General features: G+C 74.3%; 22 protein-coding genes. 9 read left to right on the forward strand and 13 right to left on the reverse strand.

The annotated features are described in order from the left end of the window. On the reverse strand, positions 1-1,472 hold a 1,472-nt coding region (locus ACOJTC_RS11305), incomplete at its 3' end, for a hypothetical protein (protein ID WP_420116808.1). 245 nt (positions 1,473-1,717) lie between these two features. Here ACOJTC_RS11305 and ACOJTC_RS11310 point away from each other — a divergent pair. Beyond that, a complete protein-coding gene (locus ACOJTC_RS11310) occupies positions 1,718-2,605 on the forward strand; it encodes a L,D-transpeptidase (protein WP_420116809.1) in 888 nt (295 codons plus the stop codon). Positions 2,606-2,636: 31 nt separating this feature from the next. On the opposite strand, the gene ACOJTC_RS11315 is transcribed toward ACOJTC_RS11310, so the two are convergent. From ACOJTC_RS11315 to ACOJTC_RS11330, 4 genes are read right to left on the reverse strand one after another with little or no spacing between them, the layout of a single operon-like run. After that, positions 2,637-3,260: a response regulator transcription factor gene (locus tag ACOJTC_RS11315; protein WP_088647048.1), complete on the reverse strand. Its 624-nt coding sequence runs from the start codon at positions 3,258-3,260 to the stop codon at positions 2,637-2,639. After that, a complete protein-coding gene (locus tag ACOJTC_RS11320; protein ID WP_420116810.1) occupies positions 3,257-4,411 on the reverse strand; it encodes a sensor histidine kinase in 1,155 nt (384 codons plus the stop codon). The genes ACOJTC_RS11315 and ACOJTC_RS11320 overlap by 4 nt, the downstream gene beginning before the upstream one ends. A 58-nt stretch (positions 4,412-4,469) precedes the next feature. Beyond that, positions 4,470-5,261, reverse strand: a complete 792-nt coding sequence (locus ACOJTC_RS11325) for an ABC transporter permease (RefSeq protein ID WP_420116811.1) — start codon at positions 5,259-5,261, stop codon at positions 4,470-4,472. Between the two features lies 1 nt (position 5,262). After that, positions 5,263-6,210, reverse strand: a complete 948-nt coding sequence (locus ACOJTC_RS11330; protein ID WP_357933400.1) for an ABC transporter ATP-binding protein — start codon at positions 6,208-6,210, stop codon at positions 5,263-5,265. A gap of 286 nt (positions 6,211-6,496) precedes the next feature. On the opposite strand from ACOJTC_RS11330, the gene ACOJTC_RS11335 reads away from it, so the two are divergent. Together ACOJTC_RS11335 and ACOJTC_RS11340 are read left to right on the forward strand one after the other, a co-directional pair. Further along, positions 6,497-7,342 carry an alpha/beta hydrolase gene (locus ACOJTC_RS11335; RefSeq protein ID WP_420116812.1) on the forward strand — a complete coding sequence of 282 codons (846 nt, stop codon included), beginning with the start codon at positions 6,497-6,499 and terminating at the stop codon, positions 7,340-7,342. A gap of 98 nt (positions 7,343-7,440) precedes the next feature. Continuing rightward, positions 7,441-7,770, forward strand: a complete 330-nt coding sequence (locus tag ACOJTC_RS11340; protein ID WP_420116813.1) for a hypothetical protein — start codon at positions 7,441-7,443, stop codon at positions 7,768-7,770. A gap of 47 nt (positions 7,771-7,817) precedes the next feature. Here ACOJTC_RS11340 and ACOJTC_RS11345 read toward each other — a convergent pair whose 3' ends face one another. Then, positions 7,818-9,866 (reverse strand): prolyl oligopeptidase family serine peptidase, encoded by a 2,049-nt coding sequence (locus ACOJTC_RS11345; RefSeq protein ID WP_420116814.1) that lies wholly within the window; start codon positions 9,864-9,866, stop codon positions 7,818-7,820. A gap of 119 nt (positions 9,867-9,985) precedes the next feature. On the opposite strand from ACOJTC_RS11345, the gene ACOJTC_RS11350 reads away from it, so the two are divergent. After that, on the forward strand, positions 9,986-11,113 hold the full coding sequence (locus tag ACOJTC_RS11350; protein WP_420116815.1) for a site-2 protease family protein: 1,128 nt from the start codon (positions 9,986-9,988) through the stop codon (positions 11,111-11,113). An 88-nt stretch (positions 11,114-11,201) separates the two neighbouring features. Here the strand turns inward: ACOJTC_RS11350 and ACOJTC_RS11355 are convergent, their stop codons facing one another. Further along, positions 11,202-12,071: an AraC family transcriptional regulator gene (locus tag ACOJTC_RS11355; RefSeq protein ID WP_420116816.1), complete on the reverse strand. Its 870-nt coding sequence runs from the start codon at positions 12,069-12,071 to the stop codon at positions 11,202-11,204. 120 nt (positions 12,072-12,191) lie between these two features. Here ACOJTC_RS11355 and ACOJTC_RS11360 point away from each other — a divergent pair, with 120 nt between their 5' ends. Further along, positions 12,192-12,818, forward strand: coding sequence for a hypothetical protein (locus ACOJTC_RS11360; RefSeq protein ID WP_420116817.1), 627 nt, complete (start codon positions 12,192-12,194; stop codon positions 12,816-12,818). Between the two features lie 119 nt (positions 12,819-12,937). Here ACOJTC_RS11360 and ACOJTC_RS11365 read toward each other — a convergent pair whose 3' ends face one another. Further along, the gene (locus tag ACOJTC_RS11365) at positions 12,938-14,176 is read right to left on the reverse strand and encodes an FAD-binding protein (RefSeq protein ID WP_420116836.1); all 1,239 of its coding nucleotides are present in this window, start codon (positions 14,174-14,176) and stop codon (positions 12,938-12,940) included. 5 nt (positions 14,177-14,181) lie between these two features. Continuing rightward, positions 14,182-14,886, reverse strand: a complete 705-nt coding sequence (locus tag ACOJTC_RS11370; protein ID WP_420116818.1) for a hypothetical protein — start codon at positions 14,884-14,886, stop codon at positions 14,182-14,184. Positions 14,887-14,966: 80 nt separating this feature from the next. Between ACOJTC_RS11370 and ACOJTC_RS11375 the strand changes: the two genes are divergently transcribed. Then, positions 14,967-15,323, forward strand: coding sequence for a hypothetical protein (locus ACOJTC_RS11375; RefSeq protein WP_420116819.1), 357 nt, complete (start codon positions 14,967-14,969; stop codon positions 15,321-15,323). Between the two features lie 39 nt (positions 15,324-15,362). Here ACOJTC_RS11375 and ACOJTC_RS11380 read toward each other — a convergent pair whose 3' ends face one another. The 4 genes from ACOJTC_RS11380 to ACOJTC_RS11395 all read right to left on the reverse strand — a co-directional run bounded on the left by ACOJTC_RS11380 (position 15,363) and on the right by ACOJTC_RS11395 (position 18,406). Then, positions 15,363-16,292 (reverse strand): LLM class F420-dependent oxidoreductase, encoded by a 930-nt coding sequence (locus ACOJTC_RS11380; protein WP_204926359.1) that lies wholly within the window; start codon positions 16,290-16,292, stop codon positions 15,363-15,365. Positions 16,293-16,422: 130 nt separating this feature from the next. Then, positions 16,423-17,460, reverse strand: coding sequence for a hypothetical protein (locus ACOJTC_RS11385; protein WP_420116820.1), 1,038 nt, complete (start codon positions 17,458-17,460; stop codon positions 16,423-16,425). Beyond that, the gene (locus tag ACOJTC_RS11390; RefSeq protein WP_357023054.1) at positions 17,460-17,729 is read right to left on the reverse strand and encodes a hypothetical protein; all 270 of its coding nucleotides are present in this window, start codon (positions 17,727-17,729) and stop codon (positions 17,460-17,462) included. The genes ACOJTC_RS11385 and ACOJTC_RS11390 overlap by 1 nt, the downstream gene beginning before the upstream one ends. Before the next feature lie 230 nt (positions 17,730-17,959). Continuing rightward, positions 17,960-18,406 carry a hypothetical protein gene (locus ACOJTC_RS11395; protein WP_420116821.1) on the reverse strand — a complete coding sequence of 149 codons (447 nt, stop codon included), beginning with the start codon at positions 18,404-18,406 and terminating at the stop codon, positions 17,960-17,962. Positions 18,407-18,537: 131 nt separating this feature from the next. On the opposite strand from ACOJTC_RS11395, the gene ACOJTC_RS11400 reads away from it, so the two are divergent. Genes ACOJTC_RS11400 through ACOJTC_RS11410 form a run of 3 tightly spaced genes read left to right on the forward strand, consistent with a single transcriptional unit; the run spans position 18,538 to position 21,166 of the window. Then, a complete protein-coding gene (locus ACOJTC_RS11400) occupies positions 18,538-18,843 on the forward strand; it encodes a DUF6403 family protein (RefSeq protein ID WP_377682013.1) in 306 nt (101 codons plus the stop codon). Next, a complete protein-coding gene (locus ACOJTC_RS11405) occupies positions 18,840-20,198 on the forward strand; it encodes a hypothetical protein (RefSeq protein WP_420116822.1) in 1,359 nt (452 codons plus the stop codon). The genes ACOJTC_RS11400 and ACOJTC_RS11405 overlap by 4 nt, the downstream gene beginning before the upstream one ends. After that, the gene (locus tag ACOJTC_RS11410) at positions 20,195-21,166 is read left to right on the forward strand and encodes a hypothetical protein (protein WP_420116823.1); all 972 of its coding nucleotides are present in this window, start codon (positions 20,195-20,197) and stop codon (positions 21,164-21,166) included. The genes ACOJTC_RS11405 and ACOJTC_RS11410 overlap by 4 nt, the downstream gene beginning before the upstream one ends. The last annotated feature ends 97 nt before the right edge of the window (positions 21,167-21,263 follow it).

Consider the following 21,263-nt stretch of genomic DNA (forward strand, 5'->3'; position numbering starts at 1 on the left):
CGCCGCCGGCGCGGGGCCGAGTAGCCGGCGGCCCCGTCGTCGTCGCCCCGCGCCCCGCGACCGGGAGAGACGGGGGCGCTGTCCTCCTCGTAGCGGGAGCCGCGACCACCGGAGACGGGAGCCACGTCCTCCTCGTAGCGCGCACGCCGACCACCCGACACCGGCGCCACGTCCTCCTCGTAGCGGGTACGCCGACCACCGGAGACGGGGGCCACGTCCTCGTCGCGGTCGCGGCGGCGGCTGCCGGAGACGGGCGCGACGTCCTCGTCGTAGCGGGAACGACGACCACCGGAGACGGGGGCCACGTCCTCCTCGTAGCGCGCACGCCGACCACCCGACACCGGGGCCACGTCCTCCTCGTAGCGGGAGCGGCGACCGCCGGACACCGGGGCGACGTCCTCGTCGCGGCGGCGGGGCCGCTCGTCGCGGTCGTCCCGTTCGGCGGTCCGGCGGCGCGCGGCCGGTTCCAGGTCGCGCTCGCGGCGGGGGGCCGGCGCGGTCTCCTGGCTGGTACGACCCCGGCCACCCCGGACGGGCTCACGCAGGGTGCCCGGTTCGGGGACGACCGGGACGGTGAACCGCTCGGGGTCCCGACGCCGGGCGCTGCCGGTCGGCGCGTTCCAGGACGGGGCGAGGGCGGCCTCGGCCCAACTGCTCCGGGTCTCCTTCTCCTCCTCCTTCTTGCGGCCGAGCCCGGTGAGCAGCGTCCGGCCCTTGCCCTCGTCGACGCCCTTGCCCGTCATGGCCTTGTTCAGCGCGGCGGCCTGCTGCTGTTCGCGGCTGCGCTTGCCGAGGTAGACCGACAGCCGCACCATCAGCGCCACCACCACCAGCAGGACGCAGGCCAGGTAGCTCAGCACCACCCAGGACTTGGCGGCGCGGCCGGCGTTGAGGCCGTGGAACAGGGCGAACGGCCAGGACAGGTACGCCAGGGAGTGCAGGCTGCGCCAGAACCACTTGGGTCCGACCCCGGCGAAACGGACCCGGACGATGCCGGTCCACAGCACGCTCACCATGAGGAAGGCGGCCACCGTGCCGAGCCCGACGTAGAGTCCGCTGCCACCGATGAACGGCACCACGGCGTCGGTGGGTCCGGCCCGACCAATGGCGATCTTGGTGATGACGTGGAAGACCAGGCCGACGACGCCGAGGATGCCGGTGGCCCGGTGCGCGGACTGCAGGAGCACCCGGTGCCGGATCATGAGGACCAGCCGGTCGGTGGCGAGCAGGCCCATCATCACGGTGAGGCTGAGCGACACCAGGGCGACCACCCCGGCGAAGAACTCGGTGAAGAAGAAGCCGTACGCGTACATCGCCGCGCCGTTGCCGGTCATCTCGACCCCGGCCCACAGCAACCCCAGCGCGGACGCCACCATCAGCGCCATCGTGCCCTTCGACACTGTCCGGACACCACGGCTGCTGGTGGAGGTCCGGACGGTCGCCGCCTTCTCGTTCTGCTGTGCCCGGGCCATCTGCTCCTCGATCGTCTAACGGCGGCGCCACCACCGGCCGACCCTGCTCCCACCTCCAGTACGGACCTCCGGCGCGTACGGATCACCGCCGCCGCCGAAAATTCTCGGCGGATCGTCGAACCACCCCGGTCCGGGACGCGTGTAAGGCCCGGCGTACGGCGTCCCGTCGCGTGGACGGCCGGGGATCGGGGGCCCGTCGGGACGATTCGCGCCGGGTGGAGCTACCTGCCCCTTAGAGTGGTTTCGTGGCTTTTGACCGGATGATCGAACGATGGGGCCGGGGGCCGCTCGTCGCCGTCGTCGGCGTACCGGCCCTGCTGGTGCTGGCCCTGCTCGTCGGCGTGGCGCTGCGCGCGGACGCACCCGCCCCGACCCGGCGGGCGGCGGCCCCGCCACCGACCGTGGCCGTCCCGCACGAGGACGAGACCGTGCCGCCCGCCGCGCCGGCCCCGCCCGGCCTACCCGTGATCGACTACGACCCGGCCCCCGCCGGTTTCCCGGCCGACCCGCACCCGCTCGACGTCACCCCGTTGACCGAGGGCGTCACCCCGACCCGGAACATCGCCGCGTACGACGCACCGGGCGGACGCCCCCGCGCCCTGCTCGCCCCCACCATCAGCGGGGTGGAGCTGACCATGCCGGTGGTGCAGCGGCGCACCGGCTGGACGGCGGTCCTGCTGCCCTCGGCGAGCCGTCGACTGGCCTGGCTGCCCGACGGGGGCTGGAGTCCGGTCGTCCTGCGCGACCAGATCGTGGTGCAGCGCCGCACCCACCAGCTCACCTGGTACCGGCACGGCCAGCCGGTGCACACCTGGCCGGTCAGCCTCGGTCAGCCCGGCCAGGAGACCCCCCTCGGCCGCACCTTCATCCTCGGCACCACGCCGCCCCCCGAACCGGTCTACGGCGGGGTGGACGTCTTCGCCCTCGGCGCCGTCCCCGACGACCCGGAGGCGGTGCCCACCGGGCTGCGGGGCGCACACATCGGCCTGCACACCTGGCAGGACGACGACACCCTCGGCGAGGACGTCACCAACGGCTGCATCCGGTTGACCCGCAGCGCCCAGCGGACCCTCCTCGACGAGGTACGCCCCGGCACCGAACTGGTCGTCGTCGACGCCCTGACCACGTCCTGAGCCCGGCCGCCCCACCCCACACCGGAACCGGTCAGTCGCCGAGCAGCCAGCCGTTCTGTTCGGCGAGCCGGACCGCGGTGGCCCGGTTGCGGGCGCCGGTCTTGCCGATCGCCGCCGACAGGTGGTTGCGGACCGTCCCCTCGGACAGGTGCAGCGCCGCCGCCAGGTCGGCCACCGTGCCACCGCCCCGGGCCGCCCGCAGCACCGCCGTCTCCCGCTCGGTCAACGGGCTCGTCCCCGCCGCGAGGGTCTCCGCCGCCAGCGCCGGGTCGACCACCCGCAGCCCGGCGTGCACCCGGCGGACCGCGTCGGCGAGCTGCCGGGCCGGGGTGTCCTTGACCACGAAGCCGCCCGCCCCGGCCTCCATCGCCCGCCGCAGGTAGCCGGGCCGGCCGAAGGTGGTGACCACCAGCACCCGGCAGCCGGGCAGCGCGGCCCGCAGCGCGGCGGTCGCGGCGATCCCGTCCAGCCCCGGCATCTCCACGTCGAGCAGCGCCACGTCCGGGCCGGTACGGCGGGCCGCGTCCACCACCTCGTCGCCCCGACCCACCTCGGCCACCACGTCGAGGTCCGGTTCCAGCGACAGCAGCGCGGCCAGTGCGCCCCGGACCAGCGCCTGGTCGTCGGCGAGCAGCAGCCGGATCGGGTCGCTCACCGCTGCTCCACCGGCACGGTGACCCGCAGCAGGAACCCGGTACCGTCCGGCCGCCGGCCGACCGTCACGGTGCCGTCCAGCCGCCGGACGCGTTCCCGCAGGCCGAGCAGCCCGTGCCCGCCGTCGCCGGCCGGCTGCGGGCCGGGCACGCCGTCGCCGGCCGGGCCGCGCCCGTCGTCGGCGATCTCCACCCGGTCCGGGTGGACCCGGATCACGCACCGCCGCGCGCCGCTGTGCCGCACCACGTTGGTCACTCCCTCCCGGACCGCCCAGCCGAACAGTTCCTCCCGCGCCGCCGGCAGCGCCGGCAGGTCGTCCGGCAGGTCACCGACGATGCCCGCTGCCGTCAGCGCCGTCCGCGCGCCGGCCAGCTCGCCGGTCAGGCTGATCTCCCGGTACGCCCCGACGGTACGCCGTACGTCGGCCAGCGCCTGCCGGGCCAGCCGCTCGACGTCGGCGATCTCGGTGCCGGCGCGGACCGGGTCCAGCTCCAGCAGCCGCCCGGCCAGCTCCGCCTTGACCGCCACCACGGTCAGCGAGTGCCCGAGGATGTCGTGCAGGTCGCGGGCGGTGCGGGCGCGTTCCTCGGCGACCGCGAGCCGGCGGATCTCGGCCTGGGCGGCCCGCAGTTCGCCGTTGCGCTGCGCCAGCCGGCTCACCCCGAACATGGCGAACGAGGCGAGCAGCACCGCGAAGACGACTGTGCTCTCCGCCTCCCAGCCGGGCACCAGCGCGGCGGCGACAGGTGGGGTCAGCGCGCACAGCACGACCACCACCAGGGCGTCCACCGGGGGCAGCAGGAACACCGCCGCCGCCGCGACGAAGACCAGGGTGGTCAGCCAGTCCCCCGCGGTGCCGGGGATGCCGGCCAGGCCGAACGCGAGCAGCAGCCCCACGGACGCCCGCGCCCGGCCGACCGGGATCGGCCGGTGCGCCTGACGCAGGCCGCGCGCCCACTGGAAGATCAGCACGTAGAGCACGCCGAACACGACCAGGGTGCCCACCCCCACCGCCCGCCGCCAGGGTTGTTCCTGGTGTACGGCGGTGAACAGCGGGATGTTGAGGAAGAACAGCCAGACCCCGGCGAGCAGCCAGCCGGTGATCCGCCAGCGGCGGGTCACCGGCGACGGCCTGTCGAACGGGAGGTCCATCGGGTCCACGCTAGTCCCCGCCGGCCGGTGTCCGGGCCCGCCGGTGCCGGGCCACCGCTCAGACCCGCTGGGTGTCGCGGCGGAACAGCCGGGCCGCGCCGAGGGCGAAGCCCGCCGTCCAGCCGAGCACGTTGACGAGCACCCCGACGCTCACCGGGTCACCGGTCAGCGGCGCGCGGGCCAGTTGACCCACCCCCCACACGGGGGTGAACTGGGCGATCCGCTGCATCACGTCGGGCAGCATCTCCACCGGCAGGACCAGGCCGCCGAACATGGCGAGCAGGGCGAGCACCGGCCCCATGAACTGCATGACGTTTTCGGCCGGGCCGAGGTAGCCGATGAGCAGCCCCAGCGCGGCGAAGACCAGCGAGCCGAGCCAGGCCGCCGACCCGGCCAGCAGCCAGACGGACACCGGCAGCCGGACCCCGGCGGCGGCTCCGACCGCGAACTCGATCACCACCGCGACCAGCCCGAGCACCATCGCGGTGGCGACCTTCGTGGCGACGTACGCGGCCGGGTGCAGCGGGGTGAGCCGGAGCTGACGGCTCCAGCCCAGGGCCCGTTCCGTGGCGACCGCCGCGCCCGCGCTGGTGGTGGCCACCATCGCCCCGTAGACGGCGAGGCTGACCATGATCCAGGCGAGCACCTGCCGGCCGTTGGGGAGTGTCTCGTCCCGCTGCGGCAGCCCGAACAGCAGGAAGAACACCGCCGGCATGACCATGGTGAACAGCAGGGTCCGCCGGTTGCGCAGCACCCGGCGCATCTCGATCAGCAGCACCGCCGGGGAGAAGCCGCCGAGGGCGGGCGGCCGGCGGTCCGCGGTGGGGGTGGTCAGGGCGGAGGTGGTCATCTCAGGCTCCAACGGTCGCGGTGGGGGCGGCTTCGGCGGGGTTGGCTTCGGGCGGGGTGGCATCGGTGGCGGTCAGGGCCAGGAAGGCGTCCTCCAGGTTGCGGGAGGTGATCTCCAGGTCCCGGGCGGCGGTACGGGTGAGCAGGTGCCGGGCGACGGCGTCCGAGTCACCGGTACGGATCAGCACGGCGTCGCCGCGTACCTCGACGGCCTCCACGCCGGGCAGCGCGGCCAGGCCGGACTGGTCGGCGTCGGGCAGGGTGGCCCGGACGATCCGGCCGGCGGCCAGGTTCTTGATCTCGGCGGTGGTGCCGTCGGCGACCACCCGGCCCTGCCGGACCAGCACGATCCGGTCGGCGTACGCGTCGGCCTCGTCGAGGTAGTGGGTGGCGAAGATGATCGTCCGGCCGGACCGGGCGTCGGCCCGGATCGCCTGCCAGAAGTCGCGTCGCCCCTCGACGTCCATGCCGGTGGTCGGCTCGTCGAGGACCATCACGTCCGGATCGGAGAGCAGGGCCAACGCGAACCGCAGCCGCTGCTGCTGGCCCCCGGAGCACTTCCCGACGAGCCGGTCGGCCAGGTCGGCGATCCCGGCCCGGGTCAGCACCTCGGTGACCGGCCGGGTCCGGCCGAAGAAGGACGCGGTCATCCGTACCGTCTCGGCGACGGTGAGATCCTTGAGCAGGCCGCCGCTCTGCATGACGGCGGCGACCCGGCCGTAGCGGACGGCCTCGGCGGGGGTGCCGCCCAGCAGCCGGACCTCCCCGGCGTCGGGGCGGGCCAGGCCGAGCAGCATGTCGATCGTGGTGGTCTTGCCGGCGCCGTTGGGGCCGAGAAAGGCCACCACCTCGCCCGGGTGGATGGTCAGGTCGAGCCCGTCGACGGCGGTCACCGGCCCGAAGCTCTTCCGCAGGCCGCGCAGTGCGACGGCCGGACACTCACTGGTCATGCCAACGAGCGTGCGCCCGCCGGCCGGCTCCTTCCCGGCCCGCCCGTCACCTTCCACCCGTGACAAATGTCAGCGGTGTCGCACCCGGTGTCCGTTCCGCACGGGAGTCGTATGCCTGCTGGGCATTTTCATGCCTGACAGGAATGTCGGTCTCCCCCCATCCGGCGTTCCGCGCCCGGCACCGTTCGCCCCTCATCCCGGGCGGACAGGTGGGTCCCGGCGTGGGGCATCGGGCGGTGGAAGGTGGGTATGCCGCCGCGGTCGGGGCGAGGTCGGGGAGGACCGCATGGGGAACGCGTCGAACGGGCAGGTCGACACGGTGGTGCTCGTGCACGGGCTGTGGATGACACCACGCAGTTGGGAAGGCTGGGCCGAGCGGTACGCGGCACGCGGGTTCCGGGTGCTCGCCCCCGCCTGGCCGGGCTTCGACCGGGAGGTGACCGCGCTGCGCGCCGACCCCGGGACGATCGCCGGCACCACCCTGCGGCAGATCATCGACCACTACGCGGCGGTGATCCGCGAGCTGCCCGGCGCACCGATCGTGATCGGCCACTCGTTCGGCGGCCTGGTCGCCCAGGTGCTGGCCGACCGGGGTCTCGGTGCGGCCGTCGTGGCGGTCGCGTCCGCACCGGTCAAGGGAGTGCTCCGGCTGCCGATCAGCACGCTACGGGCGTCGTACCCGGTGCTGCGCAGCCCGGTCAACCGGCACCGGGGGGTGCAGATCAGCCCGGACGAGTTCCGGTACGCCTTCGGCAACACCCTCCAGCCGGACGACTCCGACCGGGCCTGGCGGCGCTACGCCGTCCCGGCCGCCGGGCACGTGCTGTTCGAGGGGGCGTTCGCCAACCTCGACCCGCACTCCGCCGCGACCGTCGACACCGGCCGCGACGACCGGCCGCCGCTGCTGCTGATCGCCGGTGGCGAGGACCACGTGGCCCCGCCGTCGCTGGTGAAGGCGAACGCCGGGCTCTACCAGAAGTCGCGGGCGGTGACCGCGTACCACGAGTTCCCCGGCCGCTCGCACTTCACCGTGGGTGAGCCGGGCTGGGAGGCGGTCGCCGACTACGCCCTGGACTGGGCGGTACGCATGACGCAGGCCCCGGCGACGGCGGGCGGCCCGTCCCGCCGCTGACCTCAGACGAACCCCGGCCACGGTCGTCCGGAACCCGGGTCGCCCGAATTGCCGTACAGCCAGGTTCTTCGATTGATCCGTGTCGCTACTTTCAAGACATGGCAGATGATGACCTGGGCAGGGGCGGCAGCAGCCTGGGACACCTCCGCTACGGTGCTGCCGCCCTGATGGTCTTCGGGTGCGTCGGGATTCCTGTGCAGGTGTGGAGATCCACGACCGAATGGGCAGGCGGCTTCCGCATCCTGCTGTGCGCGGTGTTGATGCTGGCCTGGCTGGTGTCGACGTTCGCAATAGCGAACTCGATCATCACCCGTCAGATCAACTACGCAAAGACACGCTGGCCGGACGATCCCGGTGCCCGCAGGGACTACCTGAGGGAGAGCAGGCGTCCGCCGGACATCGACCTCAGCGGTGGTGGCGAATCATGATCAGGCTCGGCTGGGCGTGACACGCACTGACGTCGGTCCTGTCGCCCTCACGACCCGGCGTCACCGCCGCCCAACCGCTGCCACAAAAAACGCAGCGTCAACGCCGACAGGAACGCCCGCTGCTCGTTGTTGCTCGCCGCACCGTGCCCGCCCTCGACGTTCTCGTAGTACGACACGTCCTGGCCGTGCGCGCTCAGCAGCGCGGCCATCTTCCGGGCGTGCCCCGGGTGCACCCGGTCGTCGCGGGTCGAGGTGACGAACAGGACCGGCGGGTACGTCACCCCGGGCCGCACGTTGTGGTACGGCGAGTACCCGCGCAGGAACGCCCAGTCGGCCGGGTCGTCCGGGTCGCCGTACTCGGCCGTCCAGGAGGCCCCGGCGAGCAGCAGGTGGTAGCGGCGCATGTCCAGCAACGGCACGTTCGCCACCACCGCGCCGACCAGCGTCGAGTAGCGGGTCAGCACCGCCCCCATCAGCAGCCCGCCGTTGCTGCCGCCCTCGATACCGAGCTGCGGCGCGGTGGTGATCCCCCGGGCCACCAGGTCGGTGGCGACGGCGGCGAAGTCCTCGTACGCCCGGGGGCGGTTCTCGCGCAGCGCCGCCCGGTGCCAGCGCGGGCCGTACTCCCCGCCGCCCCGGATGTTCGCCACCACGTAGGTGCCGCCCCGGGCCAGCCAGCCCCGGCCGAGCACCCCGTCGTAGTGCGGCGTCAGCGAGACCTCGAACCCGCCGTACCCGGTGAGCAGGGTCGGCCCGGCGGCGGCCGCCGGGTCGCCGACCACGGAGTACGGCACCCGGGTGCCGTCGGCCGAGGTGGCGAAGAACTGGCGCACGGTCAGGCCGGTGGCGTCGAAGAACGCCGGCTCCCGCTTGAGGGTCTCGACCGGGCCGCCGACGCGGCCCAGCCGCAGGGACGCCGGCCGCAGGTAGCCGGTGGAGGCGATCAGGTAGTCGTCGCCGAGGTCCGGGTCGGTGTCCACGATCCAGGGCTCGTCGCCCTCCGGCACCCCGGCCAGCGGCGTCCGCCGCCAACCCGACGCGCCGTCGGGGGTCAGCACCTCCAACCGTCGGTGTACGTCGACCAGGGTGGCCAGGATCAGGTGGTGCCGGGTCCAGACGTGGTAGCTCAGCGCGGTCCGCTCGTCGGGCTCGAACAGCACGGTGAGGTCGCGGCCCCCGGCGACGAAGTCGTCGAACCGGGTCACCAGCAGCGCCCCGGCCGGGTGGGTGACCCCGGCGACCTCCCACGGGGTACGCAGCCGGACCAGCAGCCACTCCCGGTGCACGTCCCACTGGGCGTCCTCGGGCACCGGCACCGGGACCTGCCCGCCGTCGGGGGTCAGCAGGAAACTGCGGGTCCGGTAGAAGTCCAGGCTGCGGCCGACGAAGTCCCGTTCGTACCCGGGTGTCGGGTCGTGCGAGGCGTACGCGGAGACGTCGTCGGCCTGCCCCTCGTAGACGATCTCGGCCTCGCTCACCGGGGTGCCCCGCCGCCACCGGCGGATCACCCTCGGGTAGCCGGAGACGGTCAGCGAGCCGGGGCCGAGGTCGGTGCCGACGTAGATCCGGTCGACGTCGATCCAGGTGACGTCGCTCTTCGCCTCGGCGAGGGTGAACCCGTCGGGCACGAAGGCGCGGGTGTCGAGGTCGTACTCGCGGACCACCACCGCGTCCTTGCCGCCCCGCGACAGGCTGACCAGGCAGCGGCGGTGGCCGGGCCGCAGCACCGTCACCCCGTCCCAGACCCAGTTCTCGTCCTCGGCGGCGGCCAGCGCGTCCAGGTCGAGCAGCACGTCCCAGGCCGGCTCGGGCCGCCGGTACTCCGCCAGCGTGGTACGCCGCCACAGCCCCCGGGGGTGCGCCGCGTCCCGCCAGTAGTCGTAGTAGTACCCGTCGCCACGCCAGCCCGGGTACGGGATGCGGTCGTCGGCGTCGAGCACCTGCCGGATCTCGGCCTGCATCGCGGCGAACGCGTCGTCGCCGGTCAGCGCCGCGACGGTCGCCGCGTTGCGCTCACGGACCCAGCCGGCGGCCGGCTCCGAGTCCAGCTCCTCCAACCAGCGGTACGGGTCGTCGCCCTCATCGATCAGCGTCACCCCGTCCAGTATTCCCGACCGGTCAACCCGCCCTCGACCCTGACCCTGACCGGGCCCGGACGCGGGGACCCGTCGCGCCGGCCTGGCATGGGCGCGGCAGCGCCGGGTATGAGCGGGGCATGAGGGCGAGCTTCCGGCTTGGCCGGATCGCGGGGGTACCCGTCGGGGTCAACTGGAGCGTCCTGTTCATCTTCGTGCTGATCGCGTGGGTGCTGTCGGCCAACCAGTTCCCCCGTTCGTACCCCGACCGGCCCGGCTGGGCGTACCTGCTGGCCGGGCTCGCGGCGGCGGTGGTCTTCTTCGTCGGCCTGCTGGCCCACGAGGTGTCGCACGCGGTGGTGGCGAAACGCAACGGTCTCCAGGTGGAGGGGATCACGCTGTGGCTGTTCGGCGGCGTCGCGGAGCTGCGCGGCGAGCCCGCCGACCCGGGCGCGGAGCTGCGCATCTCCGGGGTCGGCCCGCTGGTCAGCCTGCTCCTCGGGGTGTTCTTCGGGGCGATCGCGGTGCTGCTGGCGCTGGCCGGGCAGGAGGGTCTGCTGCTCGGCTCGGTGTCCTGGCTGGCTGGGATCAACGTGCTGCTGGCGGTGTTCAACATCCTGCCGGCGGCCCCGCTGGACGGGGGTCGGTTGCTGCGCGCCGCCGTGTGGAAGGCCACCGGCGACCGGGCCAGGGCGTCGGTGGTGGCCGCCCGCGCGGGCTGGGTGCTCGGTGTGCTGCTGATCGGCCTGGGCATCTGGCAGTTCCTGGCCGGCTACGGGGTGGGCGGGCTGTGGCTGGCGCTGATCGGCTGGTTCCTGATCGGCGCGGCCGGGATGGAGGAGCGCCAGGCCCGGCTGGGCAGCGCGCTGACCGGCGTGCGGGTCGGTGAGGTGATGACCCCGCAGCCGCAGACCGCGTCGGCGGAGATGACCGTCGCCGACTTCGTCGACCACTACCTGTTCGCCTACCGGCACACGGCGCTGCCGTTGACCGAGGACGGCCGACCGGTCGGCCTGGTCACCCTGGACCGGGTACGCGGCGTCCCGCCCGACCGGCGGGCCGCCACCACGCTGGCCGAGGTCGCCTGCCGGGCCGACGACCTGGTGTTGGCCCGGCCGGAGGAGCAGCTCAACGACCTGCTCCCCCGCCTCAGCGAGTGCTCCGACGGCCGCGCCCTGGTGGTGACCGGCGACCAACTCGTCGGCATCGTCTCCCCCAGCGACATCAGCCGCGCCGTCCAACGCAGCACCCTGCACCCCACCGAGTGACCGCCGGGCGCCGGGCGGGCCGCAACTGGGCTGATGTTGCGGCATCGGCAGCGCGCGGACCCCGCAACATCGCCGACAATGGTGTCGATCAGGGAGTGCCGGCCCGCTCCACCGGGATCCACAGCTCGGCGTCGGCGTGGGTGCCACCGGCCGCGATGCGGACACTGGAGATCTCCGGGCCCGGCCGGCTCCGGTACGGGTTCGACGGGAACCACTGGGTGAAGACGTCCCGCCACAGGTGCTGCACGGCCGCCGGGAACTCCCCGGAGGTCGCGAAGACCGCCCAGGTCCCCGCCGGCACGTCGAGCGCCTCCAGGTCGTCCGGCACGTCCGCACCGGTCACCGCGCCGTACCAGTAGTCCAGCTCGACACCCTCGGACCGGTCCTCGCCGAGCAGGTCGCTGACGTTGACGATGCCCGCCGGCTCCTGGTCGGACAGGGCCTCGATCCGGGCCGTCGTCTCCGCCGGGATGCCCCTGACGAACGCCACGATCGCCGGGTTCATCCCCTCGTGCACCAGGGGCACCCGGGCCCGCCGACCCACCAGCCGCAACGCCGGCTTCTCCACCACCCGGTACCGCATGCTGCCACTCCCCTCGACGACGAGCCGGAAGGACAACCGTTGCTGGGAGTGCAGCACGGCCCCCGTACGCCGCGCCTCACCCGGCCCGATGCCGTGCATCGCCCGGAACGCGCGCGTGAACGCCTCGGTCGAGCCGTACCCGTGGCGGACCGCGACGTCGAGCAACGTCCGCTCACCCGCCAGCACCTCGGCCGCCGCGACGGTGAGCCGCCGCCTGCGGACGTACTCCGACAGGGGCATCCCGGCCAACGCCGAGAACATCCGCCGGAAGTGGTACTCCGAGGTGAGGGTGATCCGCGCGAGGTCGGCCACCTCGACCGGTGCGTCGAGGTGCCGTTCCACGTACGCCAGGGCCTCGTTCAGCCGCTCCAGCACCTGATCTCCTTCCGCTCACGGGTCCCGGGACCGATGACATGGTCTCCGAATGACCCCGACGAATCTCCGGCACCGTCGACGACGACAGAATGACGACTATTGAACGAGGGAGGGGAGCCTGTGACCGGACACGCCACCACCGGCGTCACCCGCACCGCGACGCGGATCGCCCGGGTCGTCACCGAGGTGCTCCAGCCCGCCGTGTGGGCGGCTGCCATGCCCGTCGTCGTCGCGGTGGTCGCCGCCCGGACCGTCCCCGCCGGCCTCGGGTGGGGAGCGCTCGCGGCGCTGTTCACCGCCGTGGTGCCGTTCGGGGCGATCCTCTACGCCAGGCACACCGGCCGGGTCACCGACCATCACCTCAGCCGCCGCGAGCAGCGCCGGGGCGTCCTGCTGGTCGGTGTCGCCTCGGTCGCCGCAGGGCTGGTGCTGTTCGTGGCCCTGGACGCTCCCCGGCCGCTGGTCGCCGTGATCGCGGTGATGCTGGTCGTGCTGGCCGGCACCACCGCCGTCAATCAGGTGTGGAAGATGAGCGCCCACACGGCCGTCTCCGCCGGTGCCTGCACCGTCCTGGTCCTGCTGGTCTGGCCGGCGTCGACAGTCGGGGTGGCGGCCGTCGGGATGCTGGTCGTGGTGCTGATCGGTTGGTCCCGGGTGCATCTCGGTGCGCACACCGTCGCCCAGGTGGTCGCCGGAGCGGTCACCGGCGTGCTCCTCGCGGCGGGGTGCTACCTGGCTGTCGTCTGAGCGGCACGTTGACCGGCCGCGAGGCCGTGACGCCGGGCCGGCCCGTGCCGCGACGGGGTGCGGGACACCCCCACCCCGACGACCGGCCCCCACCCGGGTCGACCCCGACGACCGACCGGTCAGGCGCAGGGGAAGTAGTGGTCGAGCAGGTCGGTGCGGAACACCCCGGCCGGGTCCAGCTCGGTGAGCAGGGCGGCGAAGTCGGCGTACCGGGGGAAGGTGGCGGCGACGACGGCCGGGTCGAGGGTGAAGACCTTCCCCCAGTGCGGCCGGGGGTCGAACGGGGCGAGCCGGGACTCGACCTCGGCCAGCACCGGCTGCACCGCCGCTGCGTCGTCGACCCAGGTGAAGTGCACGGCAAGCGTGTCGCGCCCCTGGTTGGGGCTGAGCCACAGCTCGTCGGCGGCGACGGTGCGCAGCTCGCAGATCTGCAACACGGGGGCGATCCGCTCCCGCATCCCGGCCAGCGCGGCGAGCGCCCCGGCCCCGGCCGAGCGGGGCAGGTGGTACTCGGACTGGAGTTCGTCGCCGCTGCTCGGCAGGAAGCCGAGCCGGAAGTGCGGCAGCCGCTCGTGCCACGGGCCGGGCTCGCCGAACTGCGGGGTGCAGCTCACCGGGTCCATCCCGGGCACCGGGTGCGCCGGCCGGTCGGCCGGGGTGGTGCCGAGCCAGTCCGGCTCCGGCGGCGGGGCGTCGGCGAGCTGCTTGCGCCAGAGCTGGTCGATGTCCGTCGAGCGCCAGGTGGTGAACCCGCTGACGCTGTACGCCGAGGCGAGCGCCGCGTCCAGCGCGCCGACGGGCAGGCCCTCGCGGACGTACTGGCGGACGGTGAAGGTGGGCAGCACGTCCAGGGTGACCCGGGTGACCACGCCCAGCGCGCCGAGCGACACGACCATGCCGGCGAACCGGTCACCGGCGGACCGGTCCACGGTGAGCACGTCCCCGTCGGCGGTGACCAGTTCGAGACCGGCCACGGCGGCGGCCAGGTTGCGGTTGCCGTCGCCGGAGCCGTGGGTGCCGGTGGCGACCGCCCCGGCCACCGAGATGTGCGGCAGCGAGGCGAGGTTGGCCAGGGCCAGCCCCTGCTCGTGCAGCCGGGTCGCCACGTCCCCGTAGCGCAGCCCGGCGGCGACGGTGACGGTGCCGCGTTCCCGGTCGACCTCGACGGTGGGCGGCAACCCGGCCAGCGAGACCAGGTCGCCGGGGGTGTCGCCGATCCGGTTGAACGAGTGGCCGCTGCCGACCGCCCGCACCCGGTCACTGCCGGCGACCAGCCGGCGCAGCTCGTCGAGGGTGGTCGGCCGGTGGAAGGCACGGGCGGCGTAGTGCACGTTGCCGGCCCAGTTGTGCCGGGGCACCCCGCTCACGCGTCGCCGCCCTCGGCCAGCGCCGCGTGCAGGTCGTCCAGCGCCGCGTCGACCTGCCGTACGTCGTAGCCGCGCAGGGCGACCGGCAGGCCCTGCGCCCGGGCGGCGGCCAGCTCGTCGCGGGCCGCCCGACGGCGCGCCGGGTCGTCCGAGTCCAGTGCCGCGCGGGCGTGTCCCACCAGTGTGTCGACCACGTCGGAACTGTACCCGCGCAGTCCGACGCCGAACTCGGTGCCGGAACGGACCGCGACGTCGCGGTCGTCGCGGAACCGGTCGCCGGCGTACCGGGCCAGGGCCGCCGCGATCTCGTCGGGGTTCTCCCGCACCTGGCCCAGGTCGAGCAGTTCGGTCGCCGGCCGGCCGTCGACCCGGGCGTCGGGCGGCAACCCGACGCCCTCGACGGGTATGCCGAGCAGCCGCACCCCGCCGGTGCCGGGTGCCCGGCGGTCGAGCACGACCAGGGCCAGCTCGGCCCAGGGCAGCCGACGCCGCAGCCCCCGTCGGCGTACGGTCAGCCCGTCGGCGTCGATGACGAACCGGAACGGTCGCAGGCCGTTGGCCAGCCCCACCCCGCCCAGCGCGACGCCCCCGAGGGCGGTGGCCGTCCGTAGCAGCCCGCCGCCGGTGGCCAGCAGCACCGTCCCGGCCAGTACGCACACCGCCGGCAACACCTGCCGGCCCCGTTCCCGGTGCAGCTCCACGTCGTCTCCCCGTCGATGAGCGCGGTCCGGTGCATCATCCGGCACGGTTGTCGGCGGCGTCCACGGGGAACCATGGCGCGATGAGCAGCTACCGCGACCCGATCCTGCACGGCGACGTCTACCCGTCCGAGGAGGAGATCGACCCGACCGGGGTCGGCCTGGAGCCGGCGAGCGCCCCGCCGTCGGCGTACCCGGACCGGACGGGACCGACGACGACGCCGGCACCCCCGGTGGCACCGGGCGGGGCGCACTCGATCGTCACCCACCACCTGGACGGCTCGACGCAGGTGGTGACCGACCTGGACGGGGACGGGATCGCCGACGTGGTCCAGTTCGACCTGGACGGCGACGGCGTACCGGACATCACCTACCTGGACAGCGACCGGGACGGCCGGTTGGACACGGTGCTGCGCGAGCCGGGCGCCCGCCGCCACTGACCGTCCCGGCCGGCCGCCACCGGTGGGTGGCCGCCGGGGTCACAGCTGGGGCATCACCTCGGCGGCGACCAGTTCCAGCTGGTCCAGGTCGGCCAGGTCGAGCACCTGGAGGTAGATCCGCTCGCTGCCCGCCTCGGCGTACCGGCCGATCGTGTCGACCACCTCGGCGGGGGTGCCGGCGACGCCGTTCTGCCGCAGCTCGGCCGGTTCCCGACCGATCACGGCGGCCCGGCGGGCCACCTCGGCGTCGTCCCGGCCGCAGCAGAGCACCAGCGCGTTGGACCAGCGCAGGGTTCCCGGGTCGCGGCCGGCCTCGGCGCAGGCGGCGCGGACCCGGCCGAACTGGGCCACCGTCTCCTCGACCGAGACGAAGGGCAGGTTGAACTCGTCGGCGTAGCGGGCGGCCAGGCGCGGGGTGCGCTTGGGTCCCTTGCCGCCGAGCAGGATCGGCGGGCGGGGCTGCTGCACCGGCTTGGGCAGTGCCGGGGAGTTGCTGACCGGGTAGTGCTTCCCGGCATGGTCGAACCGCTCGCCGGCCGGGGTCGCCCACAGCCCCGTGATGACGGCGAGCTGCTCCTCCAGCCGGTCGAAGCGCTCCCCCACCGGCGGGAACGGGATGCCGTAGGCGGTGTGCTCCTCGGCGAACCAGCCGGCGCCGATGCCCAGCTCGACCCGGCCGCCGCTCATCTGGTCGACCTGTGCGACGGTGATCGCCAGCGGGCCGGGCAGCCGGAAGGTGGCCGCCGTGACCAGCGTGCCGAGCCGGATCCGGGTGGTGTCCCGGGCCAGCCCGGCCAGGGTGGTCCAGGCGTCGGTGGGGCCGGGTTCGCCGGTGGACGACCCCATCGCCACGTAGTGGTCGGAGCGGAAGAACGCGCCGTAGCCGGCGTCCTCGGCGGCGCGGGCCACCGTGAGCAGTTGGTCGTAGGTGGCGCCCTGCTGGGGCTCGGTGAAGATCCGCAGTTCCATGCCCCGAGCATAGGGAGCCGGGCGGGCACCCGCCCGGGCTCCACCGGCAGCTCATATACCGTGACAGGCATATGCCGCGCGTTCCGCCCCGGCCCGCCGGCTCGGCGACGGCTGACCCGCGCCCCGCGCCTCAGCCGAACGGCCTGGTCGCGTACGCGGCGCGCAGGGCGGCCAGGCCCGGCTGCTTCGGCGTCAGGGTCCCCCAGCCGGAGTTGAAGTAGTTCGCCCGCACGATCCGGGGCCCCCGCTCCGCGTTGAGCCGGGCCAGGGCCGGTGGCACGGTGGCGATCCAGGCCGCCTGGTCGGGAAGGGCGGACACCTGCACCCCCCACTCGGCGATGATCACCGGTCGGGAGAGTGCCACCGGCCCGAGGTCCGCCACCGCCCAGTCCCACGTCCGGCGGAACCGGCCCAGCGCGGTGTGGGTCGGGTCGGTCGCGTAGACGTTCCACTGGAGGAAATCCACCCGGGACATCAACGCCTCCGGATGGGTACGCCGGAAGGCGGCCCGGTCGAAGCCGCCCGAGCCGACCGAGAAGGTGGTGCCGGCGGGCAGGCCCCGGGCCCGCAGCCAGTTCACCACGTAGGTCAGCGCCTGCACCGCGCGGGCGTCCGACTCGGCCCAGGTGAACGACACCCCCGACTCGGTGGTGCCGAACTCGTGGTCGGTGTCCAACTCCGAGGCGAGTTGCAGGTTCACCGGGAACCCCAGCGTCCGGTACTGCGACAGGGCGCGGGCGAGCAGCCCGTCGCACTGACCGGCGAGCACCTGCCCGTACCCGTACGCCCGGGGCCAGGTGGTGCCGGGTCGCTGCTGGATGGTCATCGCCGGCGCGGGAACGGTCCAGTTCACCCCGTCGACGGTGAACGTCTGCGCGCCGGGGCTACCCGCGCCGTAGTGCTTCAACTCCAGCACCATGTTCGGCGCGACCCCGGCCCGACCGAGATCACGCAGCCAGGACATGCCGTAGCCGGGGAAGACGTAGGCGTCGGCGAGGCTGCGGTACTGGGTCAGCGAACGGAAGTTCCCGCCCACCATGTCCCCCGTCGGGTCGGCGTTGCCGGCCAGGTAGTAGCCACCCCACACCGGGGGCGCCAGGGCGTAGTCGGCCGCCGCGCTGGCGGTACGTCCACCCTGGTCACGTACCGTCACGGTGACCCGGGGCATCAGGCCACCGCCCGGTACACGGCGGTCGTCCCGGTGTCCGAGACCTTCGTCCAGGCCCGGCCGGAGTCGTCGGCGACCTCGACGCCGAGCGGGTCGATCACCGCGGTGACCCGCACCGGGGCGCTGCTGTTGCCGTCCGCGTCGGTCAGCACGATGGTGACGGTCACGGGGCGGGTGTCCGGGTCGGCGTAGCCGACGGTGAGCGTCATCGGCTCACCCGGGGAGTAGGTCGAGGCGTCGAGGCTGGCGGTCACGGTGGGAGCGGCCATCCCGGCCCCTCCTTCCTTGCTGGCCCGGTCGACGGACGCGACGCCCGCCGGCCGGAGATGGTGACGTCGTTGTCCGGACCGGGCGGTGGCGGCCGGGCGCGGTCACCACCGGCCGGCCGGGCGGGTGCGCCGCGCCTCCCCGGCCACACCCCCATCCACCTGCGTCAACAGTGCCCCCTACCGACCACGGGCGTCCTGTCGGCAATCCGCCAGCAGGGCCGGCGGTGCGGTCACCGGGTGCGGCGGCGGAGCAGATGGGTGCCGAGGCTGACCAGGGTGCTGCCGACGCCGGTGCCGAACAGCACCAGCACCGCCCCCACCACCCACAGCCCGGAGTCGTCGGTGGCCGCCGCGTGCCCCGACCAGGCGGCCGTGAACGCCACCGTCATCACCGGCGCCACCAGCACCGGGCTGAGCAGCCAGCCGGCGACGGCGGCGACCACGACCAGGGTGAGCACCGCGCCGACCACCTGCCAGACCGCGTACGGGCCGGTGGTCGCGCCGGTACGGGGGTCGGTCGAGTAGCCGCTCTCCCACCCCAGCCAGGCCACCCAGGTGCCGATGGTCGCGGCCGCGAGCAGCACACCGGCGAGGAGGGTACGGGTACGCGTCATCTGCACGCCCCGATCATCGTCGGCGGGGTCGGCCACCGGATGAGCACCCGTACTCACGATCACCGTCGCGCCACCCTTCGCAGCCGTAACCGCCCTGGTCGGGGCCCGTGTGGCGCGGGTTGACCCGATCGGCGAGACTCGGTCGGACCACCCCCGGGGGCCGTCCCCCGGACCCCGGCGAACGGTTGGAGCCCATGGCAGACCCCTCCCTGCTCTGGCTGGCCGGCGCGGTGCTGCTGGTGGCCGCGGGCGTGGCGACCACCCTGCTGCCCCACCGACGGGCCCGCGCCGAGCAGCGACGGACCGCCTGGTCGGCCGCGCGGGCGGCGATCGACAGCGCGGCCGTCAGCCGGGACGCGGCCCCCGACCGGGTGCCCGAGGCGGAACGGTTGCTGACCCGCGCCGAGTCGCTCGCGGGTGCACGCGGCGGGGTGGACGCGGCGCGGGCGGCGGCCGAGCACGCCCGGCAGGCCGACCGGCTGTGGCGGGAGCACCGGTGAACGCCGGCAGGTACCGCCGCCTGGCCGAGCCGTTGCGCTGGACGCTGCTCGGGCTCGCCGTGCTCGTCCTGGTGGTCTTCCTGCTCGCCCAGCGGCAGCAGGGCATCGACGTCAGCTACGGCCGGTCACCGGCGTCGACGGCCGGCGTCGAGACGGGCGGCGCCGGCACCTCCGACCGGGCCACCGTGCCGTCGGTGGACGAGATGACCGCGCTGGTGGCCGCCGCGCCGGTGGTCCGCCTGCCGGGCTCGGTGGCGTACTGGAACGAGCAGCGGGTGCGGGAGGTGGCCGGCGACACCCGGATCCTGGTCGCCCCGCCGGGCCTGGACAAAGATGAACGGGAGCGGGTCCGGGACGTGGAGAACGCCACGATCCGGGTGATCGGCACCGAGGTCAGCGGCGGCTTCTACCAGGCCAGCTCCGACCGGCTGCCCGCCTGGCGGGCGCAGTTCGCCACCGGGGACGTGACCGACCTGCTGATCGCCCTGATCACCGCGCTGCGCAAGGAGTCCACCCCGGCCGACCGGGACGAGCTGCGCTGGCGCGAGCCGAGCGGGCCGGAGCTGACCACCGTCCTGACCGACCTGCGGGCGACCGGCCGGCACATCGCGCCCGGCGCGACCCTCACCGACGTGCCCGAGACCGCCGCCCGCAACGCCTTCCCCGACGGCGCCTGGTACGTCGCGCTGCCCGTGCAGCGCTACGGCGAACCCCTGCCCCGGTACGGCCCCGCCCTGAGCGCCCGGTTCCCCGACCAGCCGATCGTGGTGATGTACGGGCTCTGGATCGAATACCACGGGCCCGGCGCGGCGGACTTCGCGGAGCTGGCCGGGGCGAGCTTCTACGGTCAGTTCGCCGGTGTGCTCAGCCGCTCCGACTATCCGCAGCGCAACGTGCTGGGCGTCTACCTCAACCGGGTGACCGACATCCGCTACGCGGGCCTGTTCGAGCGGCCCCTGCCGTACCGGCCGGCCGACCCGCTGCGGGTGGCGCTGCCGGCGTTGCCGTGGCTCTTCGCGGGCTGCGTGGCGGCGTTCATGGTGCTGTCGGCCCGGTCGCTGCGCCGGCCCGACCGCCGGCCGGGCAGCCGGCGGGACACCGCGCCGACCCGGCTTGCCGGGCTGACCGCGCTGGCCGTCGAGGTGTCCCTGCTGACCGACGCCCGCAGCAACCCGGCGCTGACCCGGGGCATCGTCAAACTCCAGGCCGCCCGGTCGGCGTGGGAGGAGAAGCTGCCCGCCCGGCACGTCCGCACCCTGCTCGACGAGGCGGCGGCCGAGCTGGACGACACCGCGCGCCAGGTCGGCATCGCCAGTTACCGACCGGACAACTACCTGCGGGGCAGGCTGTCATGACACGTTCCCCGTCCCCGCAGACCGCCACCGCCCGCCCGGGGCGGGGACGCGTCGCCGGTCTGCTCGGCACCCCGTTCGGCCTGGCCGTGCTGGCCTGCCTGGTGCTGGCCGGCTGGGCGGTGTGGAGCGGCGGGGCGCTGGACGGCCCGATCGCCAGGCACGTGCGCACCACGTCGTTCTACGCCGACCCCGGGCTCGACGTGGACCGGGCCGAGGCGGAACGGGTCATCGGCAACCGCCGGCTGGTGGTGATCCTGCGCTCGCCCGGGGCCGACCTGCGGGACACCTGCAAGCAGGTGCACCGGGCCGCCGACGGGACCGTCGTGCTGGTGCTCAGCCGCGACGGCGACGACTACGACACCTACGGCTGCGCCCTGGTGCCCGGCTACGAGAAGAAGAACCTGGGCAAGGCCGCCGCCGCAGAAATGATCATCGGTCGGGGCATCGACACGTTCGTCGACCGCCCGCTGGAGGCCGTGAAGGTCATCGCCGTCAACTACGACCGGCTGGTCAAGGCCGGCACCGTGCCCGACGGCGCGCGGACGATCAGCCCGTCGCTGCCCCGGTTCCTGCTCGCCGCCGCGGCGGTGACCGGGGTCGTCGCCGGAGCGTCGGTGCTCTACCTCGGCGGCCGACGGGCCGGGCGGCTGGCGGCGGCCCGGCGGGTCCGCCGCGACGAACGCACCGACAGCCGCAGCGCGCTCAGCGCCGCCACCGCCGGCCTGGCCCAGCAGATCATCGACCTCGACCCGACGTACGCCCTGCTGAGCAGCCGCCCCGACGGCGACGACAGCAGCTTCGTCCGACGCTACCGGCAGTTGACCGCCGACCACACCGCCCTGCTCGACCGGCTGTCGGCCCTGGACGACGCCGACGAGCCTGCGGTACGGGAGCTGACCACCCACGTCGAGTCGCTGAGCCGCCGGGCGCAGTCGCTCGCCGACGGGAAACCCGGCAGGTCCGGGTAGCCCGTCGTCCGGCTGTCCGAAGCACGACTGACCGGGTACGGCGCTGGCGCTCGCGGCGAACCGCTTCGTAGGGTGTTCGGGTTCGTCCGATGGCCGC

The sequence above is a fragment of the Micromonospora sp. genome (assembly GCF_048594385.1).
Taxonomy (GTDB): domain Bacteria; phylum Actinomycetota; class Actinomycetes; order Mycobacteriales; family Micromonosporaceae; genus Micromonospora; species Micromonospora wenchangensis.